The organism is Raoultibacter phocaeensis (assembly GCF_901411515.1).
In the GTDB taxonomy this organism is placed as follows: Bacteria; Actinomycetota; Coriobacteriia; order Coriobacteriales; family Eggerthellaceae; genus Raoultibacter; species Raoultibacter phocaeensis.
The window spans coordinates 1,354,399-1,374,292 of the sequence record NZ_CABDUX010000002.1 but is presented as its reverse complement, the minus strand read 5'-3'; the positions used below and the strand labels follow the sequence as shown (position 1 = coordinate 1,374,292).

The 19,894-nt window shown below is 61.6% G+C and carries 17 protein-coding genes and 1 tRNA gene; 17 read left to right on the top strand and 1 reads right to left on the bottom strand.

Annotated features, from left to right (window positions below; genetic code table 11):
* Positions 1-112: 112 nt before the first annotated feature.
* Positions 113-1,408, top strand: coding sequence for an MFS transporter (locus FJE54_RS13790; protein ID WP_180326746.1), 1,296 nt, complete (start codon positions 113-115; stop codon positions 1,406-1,408).
* Positions 1,409-1,537: 129 nt separating this feature from the next.
* Here the strand turns inward: FJE54_RS13790 and rlmD are convergent, their stop codons facing one another.
* A complete protein-coding gene (rlmD, locus tag FJE54_RS13785) occupies positions 1,538-2,857 on the bottom strand; it encodes a 23S rRNA (uracil(1939)-C(5))-methyltransferase RlmD (RefSeq protein ID WP_139653372.1) in 1,320 nt (439 codons plus the stop codon).
* 68 nt (positions 2,858-2,925) lie between these two features.
* Between rlmD and FJE54_RS13780 the strand changes: the two genes are divergently transcribed.
* The 16 genes from FJE54_RS13780 to FJE54_RS13705 all read left to right on the top strand — a co-directional run bounded on the left by FJE54_RS13780 (position 2,926) and on the right by FJE54_RS13705 (position 19,788).
* Positions 2,926-3,001, top strand: a tRNA-Arg gene (locus tag FJE54_RS13780).
* A 312-nt stretch (positions 3,002-3,313) separates the two neighbouring features.
* Complete coding sequence (locus FJE54_RS13775) at positions 3,314-3,847, top strand: peptidylprolyl isomerase (protein WP_139653371.1); 534 nt, start codon at positions 3,314-3,316, stop codon at positions 3,845-3,847.
* Positions 3,848-3,895: 48 nt separating this feature from the next.
* On the top strand, positions 3,896-5,257 hold the full coding sequence (locus FJE54_RS13770; protein ID WP_139653370.1) for a tetratricopeptide repeat protein: 1,362 nt from the start codon (positions 3,896-3,898) through the stop codon (positions 5,255-5,257).
* Between the two features lie 139 nt (positions 5,258-5,396).
* Positions 5,397-5,801 (top strand): nucleoside-diphosphate kinase, encoded by a 405-nt coding sequence (ndk, locus tag FJE54_RS13765; protein WP_139653369.1) that lies wholly within the window; start codon positions 5,397-5,399, stop codon positions 5,799-5,801.
* Positions 5,802-5,865: 64 nt separating this feature from the next.
* Positions 5,866-6,903 carry a 4Fe-4S dicluster domain-containing protein gene (locus FJE54_RS13760; protein WP_139653368.1) on the top strand — a complete coding sequence of 346 codons (1,038 nt, stop codon included), beginning with the start codon at positions 5,866-5,868 and terminating at the stop codon, positions 6,901-6,903.
* A complete protein-coding gene (locus FJE54_RS13755; RefSeq protein WP_139653367.1) occupies positions 6,893-7,804 on the top strand; it encodes an FAD/NAD(P)-binding protein in 912 nt (303 codons plus the stop codon). Before FJE54_RS13760 ends, FJE54_RS13755 begins: the two co-directional genes overlap by 11 nt.
* Position 7,805: 1 nt before the next feature.
* Positions 7,806-8,597, top strand: a complete 792-nt coding sequence (locus tag FJE54_RS13750; RefSeq protein WP_139653366.1) for an NADH-quinone oxidoreductase subunit B family protein — start codon at positions 7,806-7,808, stop codon at positions 8,595-8,597.
* Between the two features lie 3 nt (positions 8,598-8,600).
* Positions 8,601-9,890, top strand: coding sequence for a Ni/Fe hydrogenase subunit alpha (locus FJE54_RS13745; protein ID WP_139653365.1), 1,290 nt, complete (start codon positions 8,601-8,603; stop codon positions 9,888-9,890).
* A 180-nt stretch (positions 9,891-10,070) separates the two neighbouring features.
* Entirely contained in the window at positions 10,071-11,126 is a 1,056-nt protein-coding gene (locus tag FJE54_RS13740) for a rod shape-determining protein (RefSeq protein ID WP_102378410.1), read from the top strand.
* Positions 11,127-11,144: 18 nt separating this feature from the next.
* The gene (gene mreC, locus FJE54_RS13735) at positions 11,145-12,167 is read left to right on the top strand and encodes a rod shape-determining protein MreC (protein ID WP_255467443.1); all 1,023 of its coding nucleotides are present in this window, start codon (positions 11,145-11,147) and stop codon (positions 12,165-12,167) included.
* Positions 12,157-12,747: a rod shape-determining protein MreD gene (gene mreD / locus FJE54_RS13730; protein WP_139653364.1), complete on the top strand. Its 591-nt coding sequence runs from the start codon at positions 12,157-12,159 to the stop codon at positions 12,745-12,747. The genes mreC and mreD overlap by 11 nt, the downstream gene beginning before the upstream one ends.
* 12 nt (positions 12,748-12,759) lie before the next feature.
* Positions 12,760-14,913, top strand: coding sequence for a penicillin-binding protein 2 (gene mrdA / locus FJE54_RS13725; protein ID WP_139653363.1), 2,154 nt, complete (start codon positions 12,760-12,762; stop codon positions 14,911-14,913).
* A 9-nt stretch (positions 14,914-14,922) separates the two neighbouring features.
* Positions 14,923-16,107 carry an FtsW/RodA/SpoVE family cell cycle protein gene (locus FJE54_RS13720; protein WP_139653362.1) on the top strand — a complete coding sequence of 395 codons (1,185 nt, stop codon included), beginning with the start codon at positions 14,923-14,925 and terminating at the stop codon, positions 16,105-16,107.
* Between the two features lie 12 nt (positions 16,108-16,119).
* Positions 16,120-17,310, top strand: coding sequence for a hypothetical protein (locus FJE54_RS13715; RefSeq protein ID WP_180326745.1), 1,191 nt, complete (start codon positions 16,120-16,122; stop codon positions 17,308-17,310).
* Entirely contained in the window at positions 17,307-19,175 is a 1,869-nt protein-coding gene (locus FJE54_RS13710) for a TIGR03960 family B12-binding radical SAM protein (RefSeq protein WP_139653361.1), read from the top strand. The genes FJE54_RS13715 and FJE54_RS13710 overlap by 4 nt, the downstream gene beginning before the upstream one ends.
* The gene (locus tag FJE54_RS13705; protein WP_139653360.1) at positions 19,168-19,788 is read left to right on the top strand and encodes a TIGR03936 family radical SAM-associated protein; all 621 of its coding nucleotides are present in this window, start codon (positions 19,168-19,170) and stop codon (positions 19,786-19,788) included. Before FJE54_RS13710 ends, FJE54_RS13705 begins: the two co-directional genes overlap by 8 nt.
* The last annotated feature ends 106 nt before the right edge of the window (positions 19,789-19,894 follow it).

Genomic DNA, 19,894 nt, shown 5'->3' with positions numbered 1-19,894 from the left:
GGCCAGCGGCTTCCGGCAATCGGGCGGTTCGATGTTTCCGTATGCATCGCCGACGCCCGGCTTCGGGATTTCAGTATCTCTATTCCTCGCACACCGAAGGAAAGGTTTTATTATGGCTGAAACGCGTAGCAAAAGACCTGCGATGGCGGCTGCGGGATGCGCGATCATCCTTGCGGTCGGTATCGGATCCACCTCTGTTTTGAACGCCATTGCGCCCTTGCTCATCGAGGGCATGGGGGCTACTGTCACCGATTATTCGTTCGGGCCTATGCTCGCAACGATCTTCGCATTCGTCGGAAGTTTGATCGGCGCAAAGTTCATCACGAAGATCGGGGCGCGGCGCTGTCTTCTCATCGGGACGATCTGCGTGTGCGTTGTTCTGTGCCTCATAGCGACGGCGACAAGCACAGCGCTCTGGTATGTCGCAAACGTCATCAACGGCATTGTGCTTGCTATCGGGGCCCACGCCGCCGCTGCGGGCGTTCTCGCCGAATTCTACGGAGCGAGAACGCCGACGGTCTTCGGTATCGTTGTCGGCGTCATGAGTTTCCTCGTGGCAGGCGAGGTTCTTGTCGAGTCCGTGATGCTCAATGTGCTCGACTACCGAACGATCGTCTACATTTTCGCGGCCGTCACACTCGTGTTCGGCTTGTTCTCGAACCTCGTCCTCATCGGAAAGTTGCCGTCTGAGGGTGCCGGAAAGGCTTCGGCGGCCGGCGTCGGGGCTGATGCCGCCGACGGGCGCGATGACGAAGGCCTTCGCAGCGATTCCGCTTCCTCGGATGCGGAAGAGTCAGGCTTTACGTTGCACGATGCTTTACGCTCGCCAGCCCTCTACCTGTTCTTCTTTGCGATGGTGCTCGCATCGTTTCCGCTCAACGGGTATTCGGCTTACGCATCGTACTTCTTCGTCGGCAACGGCCTGTCCGCCTCGCTGGCGGCAACGCTGCTTTCCGTCTTCGCGATGATCGTCGCTGTCATCAGCTTGGTATCCGGTAGCGTATCAAAGAAGCTCGGCGCGTCGATTACATCGGTCATCGTGTTCGTCGGCTTTGCGGTGGGCGTCGGCTTGATGGTGGCGTGGGCTGACGGGGGAGCGCTTCCCGTTGCTGTCGGTAGCTTGGTGCCGTGCGCGCTTATAGGGCCGGTTCAGATTCTTCCCGCCCTGTTCATTCCCCAGCTGTTCGGCATGAAGGACTACACGTCGATCAACGCGTTCGGGATGGGCGGGTTCTACCTTGGCGGTGCAGCGGTATTTGTGATCGTGGCGGCGGTTATGCAGAACCTCGGATTCAACATGGGGTTCATCGTGCTTGCCGTGTGCGGCATCGCAGCGCTCGTGCTGTTCCTCGTAGCTATTGCAGTAAGCCCCATGAAGCGGTTGTCGGTAAAGGGCAAAGAGGGGTGATTTCGACTCAAGCGCCTTTGCGTCGACCGCTCGGGCGGAAGGTGCGAAGGATGCCGAGAACGCCGTTTCGGGTGCATAGAACCGAGGTGGCGTTTTCCCTAGATCGCCTCGCGTGTCTTCGAGCGCCGTTTAGCTGCGGTGCTCGAAGATGCTTGCTATCTCGGTGTGGTACGTTTGCGGGAACATATCGACCGGTTGCACGCGGGCAAGGTGGTAACCGACCTCTTGGAAGCGCGTCACGTCGCGGGCCCAGGTTGCCGGATCGCAGCTTACGTACGCAACACGCGCCGGGGCGGCTTCGGCGATGCTTTCCGCTACGCCTTTGGCGAGGCCTGTGCGCGGCGGATCGACTACAAGAGCATCGAGGTCTCCCAAAAGCGGCAGCTCCCGTGCCGAATCGCCTCCGATGACTTCCACGTAGGCATCGTTCGCCTCGGCGTTGCGGCGCAGGTCCCTTACCGATGACGCAGCCGACTCCACGGCAAGCACCTCGGCCCCCGCTTTCGAAAGCGGAATCGAGAACGTGCCGCCGCCTGCATAGAGGTCGGCGACGAGGTCGCCTTCCTCGAGCTCGAGGCCCTGCAGGACGGCTTCGACGAGCCGCTCCGCCTGGGCGGTGTTCACCTGGAAAAACGAGGGGGCGCTTGTGCGGAAGCGATTGCCCGCAAGATCTTCTTCCCAAAAGCCCTTTCCTTCAAGCGCTTCCACGCCTTTGATCGTGCGGATTTTGCCCGGATCGGCCATAACGCGCACGATGCTCGTGGCGGGAAGAGCGCTTCTGAGCGTGCTCGCGACTGCCTTGCGGGGAAACGGCCCCGGCTCGGTCCAGAGAGCGATCTCCAAATCGTGCGTGCGCACGCTATGACGCACGCCGACGCGGAAGATGCCGAGGTCTTGGGACCGCTGCAGGTACCCGAGCGCCCCGCGCAGCGCCTTGGGGGCTTTGGCGATGGCTTTGTGCGCGATCAAGCACGTGTCGGGGGAGAACAGCTTGTGGGAATGCTCTTTGCGAAACCCGAGTGCGAAACGGCCCGCATCGGTGCGCTCCGCCCCGAATTCGAGCTTGTTGCGGTAGCCGGTCTCGCGTTTGCTCGGCAGGGGGGCTGCAACAAGGCTTTCGGCAGCCTGCGGATCGAAACGCGCCGTGCGCACGAGGGCCGACACCACGTTCGCCCGCTTTGCCTCGAGCTGAGCGGGATACGCGATGTGCTGCCATGGGCATCCCCCGCATACATCGACGTAAGGGCACGGTGCCTGCACGCGCGCGGGCGAGGCTTCTACGACTTCGACGATGTGCGCAGTGCAGAACGACGGCTTTTCCTCGTCAACGGCAATGCGCACCGTATCGCCTGGCACGCCGCCTTCAACGAAGACGGTCTTTCCGTCGGCCCGATGTCCGATAGCGGCGCTTCCGTAGCTCAGCCGCTCGATGCAAATCGTCTCTTCCATACGCCCCTGTGAATTCTTGCGAACTTATTATTACGATTGAGACATAATAGCGTATAATCTCATCCCGTGCCCTTGTAGCTCAGGGGATAGAGCGTCTGCCTCCGGAGCAGAAAGCCGCAGGTTCGAATCCTGTCAAGGGCACCACTTTGATTATGCGAGGTCGGAAGGTGTTTCCGGCCTCTTTTTTGTCGCTGGTACATCAAGTGGCACATCCGCTGGTACAACGGCCGCACGGTCGCGCTCCTGCAAGCCTTGAGGCTCATGCGCCGAGCTTCGCGGGTGTGGTTTTGAGGTCAAGATGAAAGGTTTTTGGACAGGTCGCGTACTTACCTGCTAAAATCTCCAATCGTGTATGTTGAAAAACCATGGCCTCGCCCTGTTCGGACGACGTTGGCACCCGCAAGGCGCGCCGCGTGCGACAAGGGAGGTCGAAGCGATGCGAAAAGGAGCCATACCATGGCGTTATATACTCCCGAGTATCAGCCCACGGGCGACGAGATCGCCGTCATCAAAACCTCCAAGGGCGATATCCGCGTACAGCTCGCCGGCAAGGACGCCCCGATCCACGTGGGCAACTTCATCGAGCTTGCGCAGAAGGGTTTTTACGACAACCTGAAGTTTCACCGCTACGTTCCCGGATTCGTCATCCAGGGCGGTTGTCCCAAGACGCGCGACCTCGATCCCGAGCAGGTGAAGGCCGCGGCCAACAACCCCCGCGCAGGACTCGGGACGGGCAACCCCGGTTACTCCATCAAAGAGGAGTTCTCCACCAATCCCAACAACGTCCATGAGGACGGTGCGCTCGCTATGGCCCGTTCGCAGGATCCGAACTCGGCGGGTTCTCAGTTCTACCTGTGCCTGGGCCCCCAATATTCGCTCGACTCGGGCTATACCGTGTTCGGCCAGACCATCGAGGGCAAAGATGTCATCTCCCAGTTGCGTGTGGGCGATGTGATCGAGGGCATCGAAATCGAGAACGCCAACGCATAAAGCCAGCGCGCTCGGCATCTCGAACCAAACGACACTCAAAGGAAGCAGATGAACAACGAGATTTTCCAGCATGCCCGCTCGGCATACGCTTCGAAGAACTACGAAGCGGCGCTCGCTGCGTACACGCAGTGTTTGCAGGATGTCAGCCATCCGCTGGCTCCGGGGGAGATGGGCCTTCTGTACCACCAGATAGGCAACTGCCTCGTCAAGCTGGACGACTACAACGAGGCTATCCATGCCTACACCCAGGCAACGGCTGATTCGGTGTACGACGCGGTCGGCGCGGTCAACTACAATCTGGGAATGGCGTATGCGGCGCTTCACGACTACGAGGATGCGGTCAGGCATTTCGAGATCTCGGTGTCCGACGCGAAGTACGACACGCCCTACAAGGCTTATGCGGCTATGGGAAGCGCGCTTCTGAAGCTCGGCAAGTCGGCTGAGGCAGGCGTGGCGTTTCGCCAGGCGGCGCTTGACGAGGGCAATCCCGATCCGACGAAATCGCTTCTGAACCTCGGTATCTGCTTCATGGCGCTCGACCGTCCCTCCGATGCGGTGACCTCGTACGAAAGCGCTCTGCAATTCGACATGCCTCCGGCGACGAGGAACAAGCTGTTCGCTAACCTCGGGCAGGCCTACGTCGCCTGCGGTCAGATGCAGAAGGCGGTATCCGCGTTCGAGTCGGCGCTCGCGGATAAGACGTACTTCCTGAGCGATTCCGCCAACGTCGATTACCAGCGAGCCGTCGGGTCGGTCGCAAGCGGCACGTCGGAGATGACGGCCATCATGTCGCCGGTGAGCGCCGACATGTCGGGCCTCGACGTTCCCGCCGACGGGACGCCTGCCTATCCGGTCGAAGATCCGTACGCGTACGGCAATCCGCAGGATGCCTACTATTACAACGAGCCCTACGGCGCCGAGCAGATGCCCGGCTACGCTCCCGACGACCGTTTCTTCAACGCGAGCGACGAAGAGCTCGAGCAGTGGTCTAAGGGTTTAGCGAAGCAGGATCGCAAACGTCGCAACGTCGGCCTCAAGATCCTCGTGTTCTTCATTGCGCTGATCCTGATCGCGCTTGCGGCCGGGGTGTTTTTGTTCACGCAGGGCTTTGGCATCCCGAGTCAGGAAACGGTTGTCGAAGAGCTGTTCGCCGATCCCGAGGCGGCTTCGTCTTCGGTATTCGCGAAGGATCTTTCCGATGAGAAGATCCAATCGATGCTCGCTGCCGTCGAGGCCGATCCCAATGCGACCATCGACGGCGTCAACAAGTCGATGAGCGAATCGACCGCCTTCGTCAATGCGAAAACGGCAGAGGGCGGCGAAGTGACGTACCAGATTTCGCTGGTGCGCGACCTCATCGGGTGGAAAGTCTCGAACGTCGAGCTGTACTTCGCATCCCAAAACCAATAGCATCAACCGAGTCGGACGGCGCAAAGCCGTCCGACCGATGCGGGCATGCTGCAATCATGCCCGATCCCCCTGGAGTTTGTGCGGCTGCGCTTTGCGCTTTCGCATGCACGACAACGCGATACCATTCGAAAGGAAAACCATGGCAGTACAGAAAACCTACATCATGATCAAGCCCGACGGCGTAAAGAACAAGCATATCGGCGAGATCGTCAACCGCTTCGAGCGCGCAGGCCTTGCGATCGAGCGCCTCGAACTCGGAAATGTTACGCCCGAGCAGGCGGCCGCCAACTACGCGGAGCACGAGGGCAAGCCGTTTTACAACGGGCTCATCGAGTACATCACCTCGGGTCCTGTGGTCAAGATGATCATTTCGGGCGAAGGCGCGGTTGCAAAGTGCCGTACGCTCATGGGTGCCACTAATCCCGCCGATGCTGCCCCCGGCACGATTCGCGGCGATTTCGGCCTCGTTATGGACGAGAATGTCATCCATGGCTCGGATTCCCCCGAGTCGGCGGAGCGCGAGATGGGTATCTTCTTCGCGTAAAGCCTGGCGGACCTGCGAAGCAGGCCGTTTCATACGACGGGTTCGAAAGAAGAGGAGCAGGTGCATGCTATATCGTGTTATCGACGCGACAGAGCTTCCCTCACTCGTTTCGGCTTTCATGGATTCGTACGAAGTCGTAGCTCCGGTCAAACGCGACCGGGGCTACGTGTTTGATGCGATCGAAAGCCCCGACGAGATAGCGCTCGACTACGATACGACTATCGTATCGCCCAAGAAGTACTTCCTTCCCAGTACCGAAACGCTGTTCGAATTCGATGCGACCGTGAACGAGGTTACCGAATTCGCAGTGGAAATCACGCCGCGCGTCATCTTCGGCGCGCATGCCTGCGATATCAACGCCATCAACCGGCTCGATCTCGTGTTCAAAGACGGCAAATACCCTGATCCCTATTACGTCGCCCGCCGCGAAGCAACGCTCATCGTGGGGGTTTCCTGTACGCCGGGCGAAAAGTGCTTCTGCAACATCCTCGGAAGCGACGAGGCCCGGTTCGGCTACGATCTGTTCTTGCAGGACATCGGCGGGAAGTACCTCGTGAGCATCTCGAGCGTCGAGGCGGCGAACATCCTCGAAGCGGCCTGTAATCCCCGTGTTGCGACCGACGAGGACCGCATCGCGTTTCGCCACGCTACGCGCACTCGGCAGGAGAGCTTCAACCGCGACATCCCCGACATCCAAGAAGTCGCCATGCTCATGGACGCCTTCCACAAGGATCCGTACTGGGAAGAGCTCGGCGGGCGCTGCCTTGCCTGCACGGCGTGTTCGGCGGTGTGCCCTACCTGCTTCTGCTTCGACATCCGCGACACCCTCGACCCCGACGGGAAAACCGGCAGGCGCGAGCGGTCCTGGGATGCCTGCACGGCACCGCAGTTCGCGCTCGTCGCAGGCGGTCACAACTTCCGCGAAAACGGGCGCGGGCGCGTGCGGCACCGCATGTACCACAAGCTCAACGGCTTTCTCGCCAACCACGACCGCATGCTGTGCGTGGGCTGCGGTCGCTGCGTGAAGGCATGCAAGGCGAACATCAACCCGATCGAGGTGCTCAGGTTCTTCGAGCGAAAGGGGGCCGAAGATGGCGAATAGCTGTGCGGCGAACACGGTGCACGTGTCTCCCGTTGCCGAGTACACGCGTCCCCTCACGGGCGAGGAGATGATGGCGGCGAATCCGTATCGTCCGTGGCCCGCCCGCATCACCTCGATCGTCGAGATTACCCCGACCGAGAAGCTCTTCGAGTTCCGCCTGATCGATGAGCGGGTGCGCGAGGCGTTCCGCCATGAGCCGGGCCAGTTCGTCGAGGTGAGCATCTTCGGCGTGGGCGAGGCTCCCATATCCATATCGGGTTCGCCCTCGAAGCAGGGCTTCATCGAGCTGTGCGTGCGGCGTACCGGCGAATTCACCGAAGTGCTCCACAAGATGCAGTGCGGTGACATCGTGGGGTTGCGCGGCCCGTTTGGGCGCGGTTTCCCGTTCGAGGAGATGAAGGGCCACGACATCTTGTGCGTGGCAGGGGGCCTCGGCATCGCGCCTTTGCGCTCGCTCATCAACAACATCCACGACGAGCGTAGCGAGTTCGGCAAGGTCACGATCATCTACGGGGCGAAGAATCCGAGCGAGGTGATGTTCCGCAACCAGTTCGAGATGTGGCGCCATCGCAAGGATTTCGACCTCTACCTCACCGTCGATGTGCCCGACGAGACGTGGGACGGGGAAGTGGGGCTTGTGACCAAGCCGTTCGAGCACCTCGAGCTCGACGCGTCGAACACGTTCGGGGCGCTGTGCGGACCGCCGGTCATGTACCGGTTCGTCATCGACGAGATGCGGAAGAAGGGCATCAGCTACGACCATATCTACGTGAGTTTCGAGCGCCACATGAAGTGCGGCATGGGCAAGTGCGGCCATTGCCAGATCGGGCACCAATACGTCTGCATCGACGGGCCCGTATTCAATTATTGGGAAGCCAAGAATATCCAGGGGTCGATGTGATATGTGCGCGAACTGTATAGCATGCGATGAGAAACCCACGCCGCCTCGCGTGGTAATCGTGGGTCTGGCCAGCTGCTTCGGCTGCCAGCTGCAGATAACCAACGTCGAATCCCACCTGCTCGACGTGCTCGGACAGATCGAGCTTACGTACTGGCAGCTCGCTTCGAGCGAACCGATGCCCGACGAGTTCGACGTCGTCATCATCGAGGGCGCGGTAACGACCGAGGAGTCCGAATCGCTGGTACGGGAGCTGCGGGATAAGGCGAAAGCGGTCATCGCCATAGGCGCGTGCGCCAACACTGCGGGCATTCCCGGTATGGCGGCCGCCCATCACCTTTCGCGTCCGGCCGAGGTGTACGATACGGTTCCCGAGGCGTGCGGAGGCATGATCGCGCCGCGTTCGGTACCGAGCGTCATCGAGGTGGAGTACCGTGTGCCGTGCTGTCCGATCGATCCGTTCGAGTTCATCGAAACGCTTACCCGCGCGCTGTACGGCTCGAACGCGACGGTTTCCACACGTACGATGTGCGGCGATTGCAAACGCAACGAGACGGGCTGCTTCTACGGCGAAGGGACGCTCTGCTTGGGGTTGGTGACGCTTGCCGGGTGCGGGGCGCGCTGCGTGAACCTCGGTCGTCCGTGCAACGGATGCCGCGGCATCTCTCCCGATGCGAACCTCGAATCGGCCCGTGAGTCGGTGGCGCGCTACGGCGTTTCGGTCGAGGCGTTCGACAAGGCGCTCGAGATGTTCAACCAGACCAATCCTGCCAGATCAGCGAAGGGCCAGGGGTAAGCCATGACGAAAACAGCCATACACGTCGATCACATCGCCCGCATCGAAGGCCACGGCAACGTGCACGTCGTCATCAAAGACGGCATCGTCGAAACGGTCGAGATGAACGTCGTCGAGCCGGCCCGCCTGTTCGAGAGCATGGTCAAGGGCAGGATATTCTCTGAAATCCCCTACATCTCCTCGCGCATTTGCGGCATCTGCTCGGCGAGCCACGTGGTCACCGATCTGAAGGCCATCGAGCGCATCTTCGGCGTCGAGCCGACGCCTCGCACCCGCGCGTTGCGCGAGCTTTTGATCTACGGATCGTATCTGCAGAACCACGCGACGCACCTGTTCGTGTTCGCCGCCCCCGATTTCGTGGGGTTGCCGAGCGTGTTTCCGCTTGCCGAGAGCGATCCGATGCTGTTCCAGCAGGCACTCGAGCTCAAGGCGCTCGGAAACGAGCTCTGCACGAAGGTGGGGGGCCGAAGCGTCCATCCCATCACGGCGGTCGTAGGCGGATTCACCCACGAGATAGAGGCTCCGGACTACCTTAAGCTCGCCGACAAGATGGAGGCCATGATCCCGTTCGTGCTTAAGACGGTCGATCTGTTCGACTCCTTCGAAACGCCCGATATCGCTACGCAGGGCGACATGCTCGCCATGGTGATGGACGAGTACTATCCCATCGAATGCTCCGACACGGCGCGCTTCTTGAAAGCGGGTATCGAGTTCGACGCAAACGACGTCGGCGAACATATCGAAGAGTACGCCGTCACCCATTCGGGCGCGTTGTTCGCGCGGGTCAGAGAGACGGGATCGCCGTACATGACGGCCGCGCTCGCGCGCATCAACGCGTCATGGGCTCATTTGAGCTCGCGGGCGAAGGTCGCGGCTGCGAAGGCAGGCCTTCGGCCTCCCGAGTTGAATCCCTTCATGAACAACGTCGCGCAGGCCGTCGAGCTTGTCGATGCGCTCGATAGATGCTCAGGTATTTGCCGCATGCTCGCATCGAACGAAGTTGAAGGATCGAGCAAGCCCGTGGACTTCGAGGTGAGGGCGGGACGCGGCGTCGGGTTCACCGAAGCCCCGAGAGGCGCGCTCTTCCACGATCTCGAGCTCGACGAGGCCGGCAAGGTTCTGCACGCGTCCATCATGACACCGACGGCGCAAAACGTCGCGAACCTCGAAGCCGACATGCGCCTGCTCGCCGAGAAGATGAGCGGGGAAGGGTGCACCGAGGATGCGATCCGCCTTGAAATTGAGAAGCTTGTGCGGGCCTACGACCCGTGTCTGTCCTGCAGCGTGCACTAGCCGCGCTTTTGCAGCGAAACGCGCGATCACGGGGTCTTTGCCCAGATGGGCAAAGACCCCGTTTGCGTGGGTGCGCGCTTCAAGCGCAGCATGTACCACCTGTGGATTTTCGCACCTGCATTTTGCCCTGTGCTAAAATGCAGGTTCGCATGTTTAATGATGATAAAGGGGTTTGCCTTTATGTCCATTTTCGATATGTTTTCGGGGTTCGGGGGTCAGATGTCGTCCGACATGGCCATCGACCTCGGGACTGCAAATACGCTTGTCGCCATAAAGGGCGAGGGTATCGTGATCAACGAGCCTTCGGTCGTCGCCATCGAAAAGAGCACGCATCGCGTTTTAGCCGTCGGTCATGAGGCGAAGAACATGATCAACCATACGCCCGACGCATTTTCCGCAGAGCACCCGCTGCGCGACGGCGTGATCGCCGACTACGATGTGACCGAGGCCATGCTTTCGGCATTCATCAGCAAAGCGTCGGTGCGCAAGTATCCGTGGCAGGCGAAGCCGCGCATCGTCATCTGCATTCCCTGCGGCGCGACCTCTGTCGAGAAGCGAGCCGTGTTCGAAGCCGCCATCCAGGCGGGCGCCCGCCAAGCCTACCTCATCGAGGAGCCTATGGCTGCGGCGATGGGTGCCGATCTGCCGGTGACCGAGCCTACGGGCTCCATGGTCGTCGACATCGGCGGCGGCACCACCGAGGTTGCGGTCATATCGCTCGGCGGTATCGTCACGTCTTCGTCGCTGCGCCTTGCGGGCAACCGCATGGACGAGGCGATTGCCGTGCATCTGCGCGATTTGCTCGGCATCAAGATCGGCGAGCGCACCGCCGAGGTCATCAAGATCAAGATCGGCTCGATCCTCCCGTTCGAAGACGGTCGCGAGCGCGATATGATCATCTCCGGCCAGGACGTAGTTACCGAACAGCCCAAAGAGGTCACCATCCAATCCGAAGACGTGCGTGCTGCCTTGCAGGCGCCCATCGACGAGATGGTCGTGCACATCAAGGAAACGTTCAAGAAGACCAACCCCGATCTGGCCTCCGACATCATCCAGAACGGCATCCTGCTCACCGGCGGCGGCGGCCTGCTTTCTGGCCTCGACCGCTACCTCACCGACAAGCTCGAAATTCCGGTGTGGGTCAGCGAGACGGCGCTCACCAACGTCGTTACCGGATGCCTCAAGGTGCTCGAGACCCCGACAGCGCTCAAACAGACCCTCATGCGATCGAAATAAGGCGGTGGGACGCACCCCGTGGCTCTCAACCAGCAGAGAAAACCCCTTGCAATCGGCGGCCCTGTGCTGCTGATTGTGCTTTTAGCGCTCTCGCTTGCGAGCATGGCGCTTTACGCCCTTGAAGACGAGGACTCAGGCGTGCTCCACACGGTGCAAAACGCCGTGTCGGGCATCGTCGCGCCGTTCAAGTTTGTCGGTTCGCTCGGCGGGTCGGCCCTCGATACGGCGGGTACCGCGCTTTCCGATGCGACCGCGTCCGACTCGACCATGAGCGGCCTGCGCGACCAGAACCAGCAGCTTCGCGAACTTAATGCGCAGCTGGAGGAATACCGTCAGGAATCGGAGCGCCTCCAGGATCTGCTCGACATCAAAGATGCGTACGGGTTCGAATCAACCGGCGCGCGCGTGATCGGCAGAAGCACCGATGCGTGGAACCGGATCGTCACGATCGACAAGGGCGGAAACGACGGCTTGCGAAGCGGCCTTCCCGTTATGGGACAGGCGGGGCTTGTCGGCATGATCCGTTCGACGACGCCGACAACGGCCGAAGTGCTGCTTTTGAACGATGCGCAAAGCGGTGTCTCGGCGATGGTGCAATCCAGCCGTGTCGAGGGGATCGTGCACGGATCGGTGGAGGGCGTGCTGTACCTCGAGGATATGGCTGCCGACGCTTCGGTAGAGGAAGGGGACGTCGTCATCACCTCGGGTGTGGGCGGGAATTTCTTCCGCGGCCTTATCATCGGCACGGTTACGAAGGTGGAGAAGAACGCGAGCGGCTCGACCGTGCGCGCCGTCGTGGCGCAGAACGGGGAGGTCGCCCCCCTCCAAGAGGTGCTCGTCGTGCTCGACATGCAAACCGAGGGCGCGGCGTCGAGCACGTTTCGCAATCCCGGTTCCGACGGCGGCTCGGCTTCGGGCGATGCAAACGGCTCGGCTTCGGGCGATGCAAACGGATCGGACACTGCGGGGGGCAACGGGGATGCTGACGGAACGAATCCGTCTTCAGACAACCCGGGAGAAGGTGTTTCCAATGAATCGTGATTCACTCGCCGTGCTCATCGGTGCAGTGATAGCCGTGTTTGCGCAGGTGGTCATTGCGCCCAACATCGCTATCCTTTCTGCTGTTCCCAACTTCCTCGCCGCTTACGTGCTCGTGGTGGCTATCGTGCGGCCGACCAATTCGTCTCTCGTGCTCGCATTCGCGCTCGGTCTCATCTACGATCTTTTGGGGTACGGCCCGGTCGGTGCGATGGCGTTTTTGCTCGTGCTTGCGGCGTTCGCCGCTTCGCGGGCGTTTTCGGTCCTCAACAACGACACGCTGTTCATGCCCCTTGTGATCCTCGTCGTTTCGCTGCTTTTGATCGAGGCGTTCTACGCGGTGTTCCTCATTGCCCTCGGCCATACGGCAGGTCTCGTCGATGCGTTTTTGTACCGGGCGCTTCCCTGTGCGCTCTACGACTGCGTTATCGCACTCGTGCTCTATCCGATCGCCGTCCGGTTTCTGCAATCGGGCTCGCCGCTCGGGGGTTCCGCCCCCTCGGCCGGCCCCCTCGTCAAATCGACGGCCGCCCCGACGGCCCGACCCGTGCTGAAATCGTCGTCGAAGCCCAAGCGCCGCTGATCGGGGCTTGCCATGCTTGCAGCAATCATCGCAACCATAGCGACGCTCGTCGTGCTCGTCATCGCCGTAGTGATCGCGTTCACGATCCGCAACCGTACGAAGGCTCCGAAGGCATCGAGCAAGCGCATGGATGTGCGCGCCATCAAGACCGTCGGCATGCCCGCCGGTCGCGGTGCCAGCCGCGACACCCACGTGAACGCGCCCCAAACCTCTGCCGTGAATCTCGGCGAAACGCTTAAATCGCGCTTTGCGGCCATGGGCGTGCTTGCGGCGGCGGTCTTCGGATCGTTGACGGCGAAGGTGTGGAGCTTGCAGATCCTCGACAGCGAGGCGTATCGCAGGGAAGCCGAGGAAAACCAGTACCGCACGGTGTACACACCCGCCCCGCGCGGCTACATTTACGATGCGGACGGCTACGAACTTGTGCGCAACCGCACCTCGCTCACCGTGCTCGCCGACGCGGAGGTCGCACAGGACCGGACCGTCGTCCAGCGCCTCTCGGCGGTGCTCGGCATTCCCCATAACATCGTCCGCATGCGCATTCTCGACGAGACTACCGGGGCGCAAAGTCAGCGCGTTGTCGCGAGCGACGTCGATCTGAGAGCCATCGCGTTCATCGACGAGCACAAGGCAGCGTTTCCCGGTGTGACGACTCAGGACCGGGCGGTGCGCGAGTATCCGTGGGGCGCGCTTGCCGCCCATGCGCTCGGATACGTGGGAACCGTGACATCCGATGGCCTCGAAGCGGTTGTGGACGGCGAAGAGCTCGAGATGGGCGATGTGGTCGGGCAATCGGGGGTCGAATACAGCTACAACCGCTACCTTGCGGGCGCGCACGGCATGCAGGTAGTCGTGGCCGATGCCAAAGGAGCGGTTCAGGGTATCGTGTCTGAAAGCCAGCCGGAAAAGGGAAACGATATCTACCTCACGCTTAAGGCTCCCGTACAATACGCGGTCGACAGAATGCTCGCCGATTTGGTCGCCCCCACCGATTCGACGATCGGCACGGGTAAGGGCGATTCCGCCTCCGCGATCGTGATGGACGTGCGCGACGGCAGCATCGTCGCGATGGCGAGCTATCCCACGTTTACGCCCGGAGGCTTCGTTCCTGAAATAAGCGACGATCTGTGGTCGCTCTACAGCACCGACAAGAAATTCGAGCCGCTGCTGAACCGCGTCATCGCGGGCCAATACGCCGCAGCTTCGACGTTCAAGGCGTTCACGGGGCTTGCGGGATTGGCCTACGGCTTCGCCGACACGTCGAGAAGCTGGGATTGTACGGGTTCGTGGGATGGCTTCAACACGGGCGCGCCCCAGCGATGCTGGTTGCGTACGGGCCATGGCGCGCTCGGGTTCCGTGGAGGCATCGTCGAGTCGTGCGACACGGTGTTCTACGAAATCGGCAAGAGCTTCTTTCAGGCAGGTGAGTCGCAAGGCGGTACGATCAGCGATACCGCTATGCAGGATTACGTGAAGAAGTACCAGTTCGGAACGTTGACCGGTGTTGACATCCCCGGCGAAGGGGCCGGCCGCATCCCGACTCCGACATGGAAGGCCGAATACTGGAAAGATGTGCCCGAGGCCCAGCAGTGGGTGGGCGGCGATCTGACGAATATGGTCATCGGCCAAGGCGACGTGCTCGTCACGCCGTTGCAGGTGGCGGTTGCCTACGGAGCCATCGCCACGGGCAACCTCATGAAGCCCCACTTCCTGAAAGAGGTGCGCAATTCATCCAACGACGTCGTTGTCGAACACGAGCCCGAAGTGGTCGGTGTGCCCGATGTGCCTGCAGAGAACCTTGCAATCATGCGCGACGCGCTTCACGGCGTCGCGACAGAAAACGAAAGCGTCGCAAAGCTGTTCGCCGAATACGGCATCGACGCGGCGGCGAAAACGGGTACTGCAGAATATTCCGACGGGCAGATCGAATCGGCGTGGTTTGCGTGCTATGCTCCCTACGACGATCCGAAGTACGTCGTCGTCTGCCAGGTGAACCACGGTGGCGGCGGCAGCGAGGTTGCAGCGCCGCTCGGCGTCGACATCATGGCGACCGCGCTGCGCTACGATGCGGGCGAGCTCGAACCGACGATCGGCGTTGTCGCGGGTTCCTCGGGCAAATACATCGATCTGCCGCTCAAGAGCGACGGCTCGGGACGAACGGACTAGGGGGCGCCGATGCCTGAGTTACCTCAAATCAGCACGGTCAAGGCTCCTGACAAGGCCGTTGTCGACGCGACGAAGCCGCGCCGCTTCAAGTACCTCAACCTGCCGTTTCTCGCCATCGTCGCGCTCATTGTAGGCTATGGTCTGCTCATCGTGTACACGGCCGTGTACAACGAGCCGGACTACAGCTTCAGCCGCCAGCTTACCACCGTCGTGCTCGGTGCCGTGCTCATGATGGCGATCTGGCGCTTCGATTACCGTAACCTGTCCGATTTCACCGTGCTGCTCATCATCGTGAACGTGGTGCTTATCCTCTCGCCGCACCTGCCTATCATCGGTGTCTATGCGAAGGGTGCGCAGTCGTGGATCAATATCGGTACGCAGATACAGCCGGGCGAATTCGCAAAGCTCACGGTGATCCTTCTGGCGGCGAGCGTCATGTCGCGCTACGGCGGCAAACTCGACGATCCGCGCGAGTACCTCAAGGCGCTCGGCATCATGCTCATCCCGTTTCTCTGCATCATGACACAGCCCGACTTGGGCACGGGGCTCGTGTACCTGTTCATCGCCGCCGTCGCGCTCGTCGTGGGCGGTGCGCGGCCGAAGTTTCTGCTCATAACGCTCGTGGCGTGCATTCTTGCCGTTGCGGCTGTATTCGCCATCGACCAGCTGATCTACAATTCGACCGGCGAGTACAAGCTCCTCAAGCAGTACCAGCGCAACCGCCTGCTCGTGTTTCTCGAGCACGACAGCGTGAACCTCTCCGACGAGGGGTACAACCTGCGCCAGGCCCAGATCGCTATCGGATCGGGCGGCCTGTTCGGCAAGGGGCTCTTCAATGCGACGCAGGCGACGCTCGGGTACCTGCCCGAAGCGCCGACCGACTTCATCTTCTGCGTCTTGGCAGAACAACTCGGGTTTTTCGGTGTAGCGGTCCTCATCGCCCTCTACGCCGCGCTCGTTTTGGTATGCTTCCGAATTGCCGGCGCTGCATCCGACTTGTTCGGAACGGTGATTGTCATGTGCGTCGTCGGCATGTGGTTGTTCCAGATTCTTGAAAACATCGGCATGACGTGCGGTCTCATGCCGATCACCGGCATACCTTTGCCGTTTATGAGCTACGGATCGTCGTTCATGGTCGTGAACTTCATGCTTCTCGGGCTCATCGGGTCGGTTTGGGCCCATAACGGCCGATAGATAGGAGGCACCATGCAGATTCCCGTAGATATCAAGGCGGTCATCGACGAGGCTACCAACATCGATGAGGCCCGCGCCACGCCGATTTCGGTGAGCATTTACATGGATGAGACGGCACCGGGCGATGTGCAGGCGCACGTTCGCCAGGCGTTCGCGAGCGCAAGCGTCCATGCGCGGGTGAGCACCGTCTATTTTCCGAGCTTTCCCGTGGTCGCAGCCGCAGGTTCCGATATGGCGGTTATCGTGGCGGGTCTCGACGAACACGTCGGAAAGTACGCATCGGAAATCCGGGCAGCGGGCGTGCCGGTCATGGTCGTGACCACGCTTCCCGACCTCGCGGCCGAAATCGCCGCCGAGAGCGGGTATCCGCTGCTCGAAGACGACACCGTGGCCCCCTCGATCGACGATGTGCTCGCATTGCCTGCTGAGGCAAACGGCAAGGCGGAGCCGTATCCGCTCACGGTCGACGGTGCCGCCTCCCTCAACATGAGGATGGGGGAGTGGGTCATCGAGGCCTGCCGTGACAAGCGCCTCGCGTTCGCCCTCGCGTTCCGCTTCGTGCGCAAGCCGCTTTCGCTCGAAGCCGTCAGTGCGACGGCTGCGCAGAACGCGGGCATCGGGCTCGTGGTGTTCATACCCGGCGCCGACATGCCCATCATGACGCTCAACCAGGCTAAAATGCTTTTGCAGATAGCCGCCGCGTACGGCCAGCCTATGGAGATCGCCCGCGTGAAGGAGCTTGCGGCCGTTGTGGGCGGCGCGTTCGCTTGCCGTGCGGTCGCCCGTCAGCTCATCGCGTTCGTGCCGGCGCTCGGCTGGGCCATCAAGGCCGCCATCGGCTACACGGGAACGCTTGCCATGGGCCGTGCCGCCATCGAATACTTCGAGGGCGACGGTAAGATCGACCATCTCGCCGAAGTGGTGGGCCGTGCGCGCGATAAGGCGGTCATGGCCGCCGATTCGGCGCGCAAGCAACCGAGCATGAAGGCAGCGGCTAAAAGCGCCGTTTCGAAGGTGGGCAAAGCCGCAAGCGGTGCTGCAAGCCGCGTCGTTCCCACGGCAGCGTCGGTGGCCAACTCGGCAGTCGATGCCGTGGCTTCGTCGGGCGTAGTGCCGAAACCGGCTGCGCAAGCCGCGAGCGACGTTGCCGGACGTCTGACCGATACGGTGGTGCACCGTTTCAAGAAGGGCGCTCGCGCATGACCGATCTGTGGCCGCGCCTGACCGCGCTTCTCGACAGCGCCGAGCGCCCGGCCCGCTACATCAACCATGAGTGGGGATGCACCTACAAGTCCGATGCGCCGTATCGGTTCTGCATGGTGTATCCCGATACCTACGAGCTCGGCCAGGCGAACCAGGCTATCCGCATCCTGTGCAACGCCGTGAACGCGCATGCGGGCATGGCTGCCGAGCGGGCGTTTCTCCCGGCTCCCGAATTCTGCGACCTCATGCGCGAGCACGGTCTTCCACTGTTCTCACTCGAGAGCTGTGCGCCGCTTTGCGAGTTCGACGCTATCGGCATCACGCTTCCGCACGAGCTTGCGGCAACCAACGTGCTTGAGACGCTCGACCTTGCGGGCATTGCCTTGCATGCGGCCGATCGCGGCGAGGACGATCCGCTCGTGTTCGCGGGCGGCCCCTGCGCGTTCAACCCCGAACCGTACGCGCCGTTCTTCGACGCGTTCTCGATCGGGGAGGGCGAGGAGTCGGTGCCCGAGATGCTCGCCGTGCACCGCTCCTGTATAGAGAGGGGGGCAACGCGCGAAGAGACGCTTTTCGAACTCGCGCAGCTTCCCGGATGCTACGTACCCTCGCTCTACGATTGGGCGAGCGAGGACGAAGCGCAGAAAACAGGTTCGTGGATCCGCCCGATCCGCGAGGGGGTGCCGACTACGTTTACCAAGCGCCTGTTTACCGGGTTTGCCGAAAGCTCGGCGTGGGAGCCGTGCATCGTACCGTTCACCGAGGCCGTACACGATCGGTTGAACGTCGAGATACTGCGCGGTTGCACGCGCGGCTGTCGATTCTGCCAGGCGGGTATGATGTACAGGCCCGTGCGCGAGCGCTCCGCGGACAACATCGTCGAATCTGTTTTGAAGGGCCTCGAGGAGACGGGCTACGACGAGGTGAGCCTCACCTCGCTTTCCTCGACCGACCATTCGCAGATCGGCGATATCCTCACGCGTCTCAACCGCGCATGCGAGGGCAAGGGCATCCGCATCTCCATTCCCTCGCAGCGACTCGACGCGTTCGGGGTGGATATGGCGGGATTGGTCGCCGGTCAGAAGAAGGGCGGCCTCACGTTCGCTCCCGAGGCGGGTACGCAGCGTTTGCGCGACGTCATCAATAAAAACGTCACCGAAGACGATCTGTTCGCCGCAATCGACGCGGCGTTTGGGACGGGATGGAGACGCTGCAAACTCTATTTCATGATCGGGCTTCCCACCGAGACTGACGACGATATCAAGGGCATCGCGAGCCTCGCCCAACGCGCTTACGACCGCGCGAAGGCGGCAGTTGCGCCCGAGCAGCGCGGACACGTGCGCATGAGCGTTTCGTGCGCGCTGTTCGTCCCGAAGGCCCAGACGCCGTTTCAGTGGGACGGCCAGATAGCGCCCGAGGAGGCGATGCGGCGGGTGAACCTTTTGCGCTCGTCGGTGAAGTACCGCGCTGTCGACGTGCATTGGCACGATCCCTCAACGAGTTTCGTGGAAGCGGTGATGAGCAGGGGAGGCCGCGAGTGCGCCGAGTGGGTCGAGCGTGCGTTCGCGCACGGAGCGCGGTTCGACGCATGGACCGAGTGTTTCAACGAGCAGGCGTGGAAGGCTGCGGCAGACGAGCTCGGGTTCGATCCTGCATCCGTTGCCCAGCGTTCGTTCGACACCTCCTATACCATGCCGTGGAGCCATATCTCGACGGGCGTGAGCGATGCGTTCATGCGCCTCGAGCGAACGCGGGCCGAATCGGGCGAGACGACGTCCGATTGTTCGTTTGCCTCGTGCACGGCTTGCGGCGCGTGCCCCGCGCTCGAAACCGATATCGTGACGAGGGAGTTTCGCCATGCCTGATCCGTCGAACTTCCGCATGCGCGTGTATTTCCGCAAGACGGGCCGCCTCGCAATGCTGTCGCATCTCGAAGTGGCCCGCGCGCTCGAACGCGCCGTGCGACGCGCAGGGCTTCCCTACGCCATCTCGCAAGGATTCTCGCCCCATATGAAGATCGCGTTTGGCGCGGCGCTACCTGTAGGCGTCGGCGGCTCGCGCGAGTGCTTCGATTTGCAGATGACGCGCTACATCGCACCTGAGAAGGCGGCCGATGCGCTTGTCGAGGCGAGCGTACCCGATCTCATGGTGACCTCGTGCGAGTACATCGGTCCGCGCGATGCGGCCGCTTCGGTGGCGTATCCGGTGAGCACGTACCGCGTTGTGCTCTCGGCTGCCCCCGACGAGCTTTCTGTGCCCGACGAGATCACCGTCGTGCGCAAGAAGAAGGAAAGGGTGCTCGTGCCTTCGGAATTTCTCGTAGGTGATATCGAGCAGAACCAGAACATCCTAACCTTCACGCTCTGTGCCAAGCCGACCGGCAGCCTGCGCCCCGACGTGTTGCTTGCCGAATTGCTCAAAAAAAGCCCCGGGATCTACGCGCTTTCGATCACTCGTACCGAGCAGCGGGCGGGGTAGCCGGCAGCTCGGTACGGCACATGGGTTTATGCATCTCATGCCGATGCGCGTCGCTTCTGCGTCTTGTTTTCGGGTTATAGGACAAAACGTGTGCCCCGAATCACCG